Annotated in this window: 6 protein-coding genes; all 6 read right to left on the bottom strand. The window is 40.6% G+C overall.

The window, feature by feature from the left end:
- Positions 1-141: 141 nt before the first annotated feature.
- Positions 142-690 (bottom strand): hypothetical protein, encoded by a 549-nt coding sequence (locus NTX86_05795; protein MCX5922808.1) that lies wholly within the window; start codon positions 688-690, stop codon positions 142-144.
- Between the two features lie 117 nt (positions 691-807).
- Positions 808-1,866 (bottom strand): UDP-glucose 4-epimerase GalE, encoded by a 1,059-nt coding sequence (gene galE / locus NTX86_05800; protein MCX5922809.1) that lies wholly within the window; start codon positions 1,864-1,866, stop codon positions 808-810.
- A gap of 123 nt (positions 1,867-1,989) precedes the next feature.
- Entirely contained in the window at positions 1,990-3,801 is a 1,812-nt protein-coding gene (locus NTX86_05805) for a hypothetical protein (protein MCX5922810.1), read from the bottom strand.
- A 243-nt stretch (positions 3,802-4,044) separates the two neighbouring features.
- Complete coding sequence (locus NTX86_05810) at positions 4,045-5,691, bottom strand: hypothetical protein (protein ID MCX5922811.1); 1,647 nt, start codon at positions 5,689-5,691, stop codon at positions 4,045-4,047.
- Between the two features lie 207 nt (positions 5,692-5,898).
- Entirely contained in the window at positions 5,899-6,513 is a 615-nt protein-coding gene (locus tag NTX86_05815; protein MCX5922812.1) for a hypothetical protein, read from the bottom strand.
- Positions 6,514-6,870: 357 nt separating this feature from the next.
- A partial coding sequence (locus NTX86_05820) for a hypothetical protein (protein MCX5922813.1) occupies positions 6,871-7,299 on the bottom strand: 429 nt, incomplete at its 5' end.

Below are 7,299 nucleotides of genomic sequence, written 5' to 3' on the forward strand. Positions count from 1 at the left end.
ATGAAAGATCGGAGGCTTTTAGTCTGAGATCTTTCAAGGTAAATGTTTATGTAATAATAATTTTCTATAACCCAATCCATTTACAAAAAAGCTTGGTAATTACTACCGAGCTTTTTTGTTGTATTGAGTAAAAAGTAGTGATTATTCGTGATTAAAAAGTTCATCAAACTTGCCGGAATATTTTGTGCACCATGCATCAAGTTTTTTGAACGTATCGGTAGAAAGTATTTGTTGGCAACTGGCGACAGTCCTAAAAAAGTTGTTAAGTAATTCCTGTGCCGTCTTTGCACTGCTTGTCAGATCTTGTTTGGTCATGACAGCATTGGTAATGTTCAGATAGCTTGAGACCTTTGTGTGGATTGCCTCAAAATCTTTGGTAATGGATACAAGCAAAGCAGAGACTTCGTTGTGGGTGGTATTACTTACTGAGCCTAATTGTTCTTGTATATGGTCAAAATGTTCTTGAATAAGTGCTTCAATAATTGTTGCAATCTGGGATGTCACTTTCTGAAGCTGCATTTTATACCCTTGTGCTGCAGCGGTGAGTGCTTTCATTTTTGCTACTGAGCGAGTTTCATCGGGTGCGCGTTCGTGTGAGTGTGCTGTCACGGTACGTGGCCCCATTGCGTTAAAAACAATAATGGGCATGATACTGAAAAAGATAAGCGCTATTTTGAGCATTGTTTTCATCGTTATAACCTCTTGATACGTAATCTGCCATTTGATTAAAAGTATACACAATTGGCAGTGACAAAAACCAGAGATTCATGTTTTTGTGCAGATTATGTTGATGCAAGGGGCTTTATATTACCGTGTCATTTCTTTCTCTTGATCTGTGTGGTCAGACAATACAACATTCTCCCACGCAGTTCGTACAATATAAGTCAAATCAGAATACTGTGCCTTCCAGCCCAGGGAATTCAGAGCATGGCTCGGGTCAGCAACAAGCACTGCCGGGTCGCCTGCGCGTCGTTGATGAACGATAGTTTTGATGGTCGTGTTGGTGATTTGCTCAGTTGTGTCTATGAGTTCCCGTACTGAGTAACCATTGCCGGTCCCTAGGTTGAAAAAATCAGATTTATTACCCGCTTGCAGATATTCCAGCGCTTTGGCATGCGCATCGGCAATGTCCTGAACATGCAAGAAGTCTCGAATACAGGTGCCATCTGTGGTTGGGTAATCGTCACCAAAGATATAAAACGGGGTGTTACTTTGCGCTGCCTGTAATAATAGGGGAATTACATGGGTTTCTGGCTTATGGTGCTCGCCAAGGTTTACGTTTGGAAGCAAGCCGGCTGCATTAAAATAACGTAAGGCGACGAAATTTAGGCCATGGGCGACATTGAGCTCTTTAAGTGCCATTTCGACAATAAGTTTGGTTGAGCCATAGGGGCTGATAGGATTTTTGGGGTGGATTTCAGTGAGCGGCAAGCTTTGGGGAATGCCATACACCGCACAGCTGGATGAAAATATAAAGTTTTTTACGTTGTGCGCCAACATGACTTCAAGCAATTTTAGCGTTTTGGTTACGTTATTTTCGTAAAACGCCAAGGGCTCTTTAACCGAACGGCCAACTTCAATAAAAGCAGCAAAATGCATAACTGCCTGAATGTTATAGCGGGTAAAAATGTCATGGAGAATATTGGTGTCGGCTATATCAGCCTTAATAAGCGTTGCCCATGGATGGTCAAAGGGCTGTTCATGCAGAAGGCTATCAAGAATAATAATCTGGTACTTTTCTGACATTAATAATGCGGTATGGGAGCCAATGTAACCTGCTCCACCCGTGATGAGCAATGCCGGTTTGGTGTTGTTTGCATGCATAGTGCTACCTATAAGAGCTAGAATTAAATAAATGATGAACATAATTTGTTTCGTATTTCGTATACTATTTATTTTTTGCTGAGCTACTCTAGCACGGATAAAAAAGAAAGGCCAAGGAGAACTTGTGTGTAGTTCTCCTTGGCCTTTGATAAGACTTGGTTACTGTTATTCAATTTCGTTTAAGTACTCTTTTAATTCTGCTTCTTGGCTTGCAGTAATTTGAGGTTGTTTTTGGAAAAACCATCCACCTGTAATCCAGTTTGCTTTATTGCGTAATTCTGAGTTCTCATCATACAATTTTTTCCATTGTCTAATTAAATCAGCTGCTATAGTTTTAATTGCTTCTTTTTGTCTAGAACTAGCGCTGCTTATTGCTTTTTTATTATCATCATTGCTGAGCAAAGATCTTAGTCCTGCAAGGGCCGCGTCATGGGCCTTTCCAAACGCTGCAGGAGAAGCTGGGTTTTTTGCAGTTCCTTGAGCTGCAATAGCATGTGCAGAAGCTAAATTTGTTTTAATATCATCGATGATATCTGCAATCGTTTTTGGTATGGCGGCTTCTACTAGTTCAGTGTCTGCTTTGCTTTCATCCACTGCTATTGGAGTGACAGGTCTTTTTGGGCTTCCTGTGGCATAGTGGACTTCAAATCCAGCTTCAGATCCAGCCTCGGAGTTTCTGCGTGAGACCATTGGACTTCCTGGAGCATAGGTGATTTTAGATCCAGCTTCAGAGCCTCTGCGTGAATTCGTTTGGCTTCCCGGAGTATAGGTGATTACTTCAGTGTCTTCTTTGTCTTCATCACTTGCTTCATCTGATACAACTCCAGATGATTTAGGGGCACTTGGACATCCAGCTACATGCCAACTAGCTGCGCCTTTACAACCAGGACACGAAGATACATCTGTTGATGAAGTTCCTGCAGAGTTACTACCAGGAATAAGTCTTGCATTTTCTTCTGCTGCATATGCTTTAGCTGTTGCGTCGTTAAATTCTTTGAGAGCTTGTAGTGCTTTGGCTTGATCCTCTAGCAGTTGCTTGTTTGCTGCAATTTGTCTGATTAATTCTGCTTTTTCCTTTGCGAGAGCGGCTGCGGCATGTGCTTCTTTTTGTAAACGTAAGGATGCTCTCTTATTTTCCTCAGAATCATAAGCTGGGGGAGCGTACAGGATTGTTCTTGCTGCTGCTGCTGTGGCATCTGCTGCAAGATCTGATAGTGTTGCTGCGGCTCGGTGGCCTGATTTTCTATCTTCATCCGCTTGTGTTCTTAAGTCTTTTATTGTTTGTATATCATTTTTTGCAAGAGTAAAACCTACAACTGGCAGTGTGTCTTGTGGTGCTTGTTTTTCTTTTGGGTTTAATGCTTCTAGTCGTGCTGCTAGTTTCGCATCCTCTGCATCATACTTTGCCTTATTTTCTTTAGAGATCTGCTCACCTTCTTCTTGAGCTTTTTCGCCTTCTCTGTCGGCTTCTTCGTCATCAATAAATCCAGCTCCGTCGCCAATAAATCCAGCTCCGTCGCCAATAAGTACGCCAGCTCTACCAATTGGTTTAGCTACAGGTTTTTTTTGTTCTTCCATTAATTGTTGAAATAAAGCATCTTGTTCAGCTCGTGCTTTGTCTATTTCAGCTTGTCGGGCAGCATTCCAAGGTTTACGTGTTGTTACTGCTGCACTAGCACTTGCTGCGGCTCCTGCACCCATACCGCCACGACCGGCTAGTTTTGTATTAATTTGATTTTCTAAAGACGTAATAGCTGCAAATCTAAGCCTATCTTTGCCTTGTAATTTTGCTTTCATAGACGCAATAAGATCGGTGATTGCTTTTGCAGTATCATTTTTTTGGGGCTTATCCTCTAAAAATTTTTCGATACGCTTTTTTCCTGTAATGTAATCAGTACTTGTCATACTAAAGCATTGATTGGCGCTTGCCAGCAGTGTCACCATAATGGTAAGTGCTAGGTATTGTTTAATCTTCATCTGTCTTTCTCCTTAAATACATAGAGTTTATTGATTTATACATTATTTCTATTATTAACCGTATCAAAAAATACAAATAGAAATCAATGGTATAGGTTAAAATTATCAGATATATGGTTAGAATTGAATAAAAAAGGGGAGTTTTTTGCATCAAGGATTAGGATCGAAAGTGGGGGATTTAAAAAAAAGAACCCCAGGCTCTGCTATGCAAAGCCTGGGGGTTTAAGATCAGAAAGGTTGGAGTTAGAAGGCCATGCCTACTTTACCAAAGATTGTCCAACGATCTGCTACTGCAAAGTCGCGTTGACCAAATTCATATGAACCACCAAGGCTTGCATGGATAGGGAATCGCATATCATCAAAGCGATATCCTAAAGCACCATGAATCGTATAACTCAGTATACGTGGTGTTGCAGCTGAACCAAGGTCTAAATCAGATGCGGTGAGAATGCTGTAATTATAGTTATCTTGACTGAAGTCAAGAGTACCACCTTCTTCTAGAAGATGGTTACCGGTAATGTCACGTATTGGATTGACATCACCACATCCATTAGCAGCTTTTAATGCAGGACTTATGCACCATGAATTGGCTAATTTTACACACTCGGCTTGGCGAGCAAAGAAGTTAAAACCTAATTCACCTTCAAAGCCACAATCTCTGCGTACAACTAATGCGGTGGTTATGTTGAATGAATAACCCGGAGTAACTTTAACTTCTTGGGTGAAAATGTTGATACCAGGAGTTGCCAAGAGTGGACCACTTGTTGCATTAGTTGTTGATCTATTGCAAAGAACATTGGCTTCTTGCGCTTGATCAAAGCTGAGATATGTTTCTTGATAACGGCTCCAAGGTTTGTTTTTCAAATCAAATGAACGTACTTGGTGGTTTCTGAACAAGTATTGTGCATTGGTTGCAAGTGCAAAGTATGCATGCAAGGTTTCGTCGCAGTTGTTCCAGAATTCAAACATGGTGTCATTACCCCACATAAGACCCCAGTGCTTACCGTTACCTACAATAGGCTCAAATACGTAAATAGCTTTTGCTTTGTTACCGGTTGGTATAATTAAACCAGCATAACTACCAATTTTGCAGGTGTCGTTATACATCCATTCGATACCAAGTTTTGCTTCAATGTCAGCTAAAGCAGTCTTTGTCATATTCTTGCAATCATCGATTTTACCAAAACACCATGCATCTTGTCTGAAAGCTTCTGTCATGTTTGCAACTGCATTAGGAGCTCTTTCTAAATCAGCGCCACCACCACTATTGGTAACCGTTTCACACAGGGTCATTCTGTTGTGTACGTGTTGCACTGAAGTTGAAAGTTCGCCATACCACCATGTGCTGTGATCATCATTAAAAGCAAAACCTTGCTTATAATGGAATCCAACGCCGCCAACTGATTGTTGAGCTTTGAATGTTAAGGTGCTTGCAAAATCTCTATCTACGGTGAAAATGTTGAAATTTTGTACATCTAAATCAGTATTTTTATCATTAGCATCGGTTATTATTCCGCGAGCTTCTAATGTTCTTTTGCACTGTGGTAAAAAGTATGATGCTAATTGGCTAGGTTTGGTTGTTCTGCCGCCAAATCCGACGATTTCAACAGCGCCATTGAAGCAACTTTCAGCTGCAGCAACCATTCTATCATTACGGAACCCTGCAATAAGTTCAGCTCTTTGTGATGTATACAGTGGACGCATTGATAAATAGGTCTTGCCCGCGCATGGGCATCCGCAACATTCATCAGTGTTGCAGTCGGTGCTGCTACTACACGATGTGTTGCAATCGCTGCTTGATGAACAGCTCTTTGGGCAACAGCCGTCGCTAGCAAAAGCTGCCGGCGCTACTCCTAATACTAGGAGACTTAATAGAATACGATTTTTCATACGATCCTCCTCAAAAAAAATGCCCTTCTTTCCCCTTTTTTCTTTACCCCTTTAGTTCTAACAATTTGTTTGTTTGCGAGTCAATGGTTTATTGATTACTAGGGTTATAGAGTGGATTGAAAGACAAAAAAAGAACCGGAAAAGGATTGCTCCCGTCCGGTTCTTTTTTCGATGTTCTTGGATAACGCGTTGGTTATTTTTTATTTATTATTGAGCTGCTGATGTTGAGGATCCTGCTGAGGACGGTTCGTTAAATTCTTTTTCATAATCCTCATAACCCTTACCGGTTGTTGCTTGCAGTTTTTCTATTAAAAAGCTGATAAAACGACTGTCATTATTGGTTCTAGCAATAAGCTCTCTTATGGTTTTATTTCCCTCGTTTGTCTCTTTATTTCCATCGTCTATCGCTTTGTCTATCGCTTTTTTTGCTTGTTCTATGATGGACTCTGTTTCTTTTTTACAGCCAGAACCCAATTGTTCAAATTGTCTATTTATTTCTTTCATTATTATTGGGGTACTACGCACCACTAATTCAGCCGTTGCCTTAATTCGTTCGAATGTTGTTTCCAAAGCTTTTACTTTTCTCAACTGAACTGGATTTTTTGCAACTTTAGCTTTTAGCGTCGCGATGTCATTTGCTGCTGATGCAGCAATAGGATCAGCTTTTTCAGCATCTTCTAATGCTAGAAAAGAATCAATCTTCTTGTTCAAAGCTCTTTCTGCTTTTGCGAACTCAAGTTGATTCATTGCTTGGCATTGACCAGCGATGAGTACGGTAGCCAAGAGTGCCAACGAATAGGTTAGTGTGTGTTTGATCTTCATATGTCTTTCTCCTTAAATAGAGGTTTGTTATTAGTAATACATCATTTCTACTACTAACTTTACTAAAAATTACAAATAGAAATCAATTAAATCGTCAATAATCTTTAAATATATGGTTGGGATTTGTATTAAAGGGGTATTTTTTATTCAAGATTGGGCATCTCTCGCTGTCTTTGCTAAAGGAGCCCGTTAGGGCGAACTTGAAGCAGCCTCTTCCAGAAGCCCTCCAAGTTCGTCCTCTTTAGGGCAGTAATTTTGATGGGATTGTTTTGTCGCCAGTATCTGGGCTTTAAAAAAAGAACCCCAGGCTCTGCTAAGCAAAGCCTGGGGATTTAAGATCAGAAAAGATTAGTGGAGTTAGAAGGCCATGCCTACTTTACCAAAGATTGTCCAACGATCTGCTACTGCAAAATCGCGGTGGCCAAATTCATATGAACCACCAAGACTTGCATGTATTGGGAATCGCATATCATCAAAACGATATCCTAAAGCCCCATGTATTGTATAGCTGAGTATACGTGGTGTTGCAGCTGAACCAAGGTCTAAGTCAGATGCAAGGATAATGCTGTTATTGTAATCTGCTACGGAGACATCGGCAGCATTTTCAAGGAAGGTGTTACCTGTGATATCACGTACTGGATTTGTTAATCCTGCGCCATCAAAGTATTTCAATGCAGGACCATCACACCATTTATTAGCTAATTTTACGCATTCAGCTTGACGAGCAAAGAAGTTAAAGCCTAATTCACCTTCAAAGCCGCAATCTCTGCGAACAACTAATGCTGT

The sequence above is a fragment of the Candidatus Dependentiae bacterium genome, from assembly GCA_026389015.1.
In the GTDB taxonomy this organism is placed as follows: domain Bacteria; phylum Babelota; class Babeliae; order Babelales; family Vermiphilaceae; genus JAPLIR01.

Bases quoted from the DNA above. Each gene is read 5' to 3' on its own strand.
- galE (MCX5922809.1), bottom strand. From the start codon at position 1,866: ATGTTCATCATTTATTTAATTCTAGCTCTTATAGGTAGCACTATGCAT.
- NTX86_05815 (MCX5922812.1), bottom strand. From the start codon at position 6,513: ATGAAGATCAAACACACACTAACCTATTCGTTGGCACTCTTGGCTACC.
- NTX86_05805 (MCX5922810.1), bottom strand. From the start codon at position 3,801: ATGAAGATTAAACAATACCTAGCACTTACCATTATGGTGACACTGCTG.
- NTX86_05795 (MCX5922808.1), bottom strand. From the start codon at position 690: ATGAAAACAATGCTCAAAATAGCGCTTATCTTTTTCAGTATCATGCCC.
- NTX86_05810 (MCX5922811.1), bottom strand. From the start codon at position 5,691: ATGAAAAATCGTATTCTATTAAGTCTCCTAGTATTAGGAGTAGCGCCG.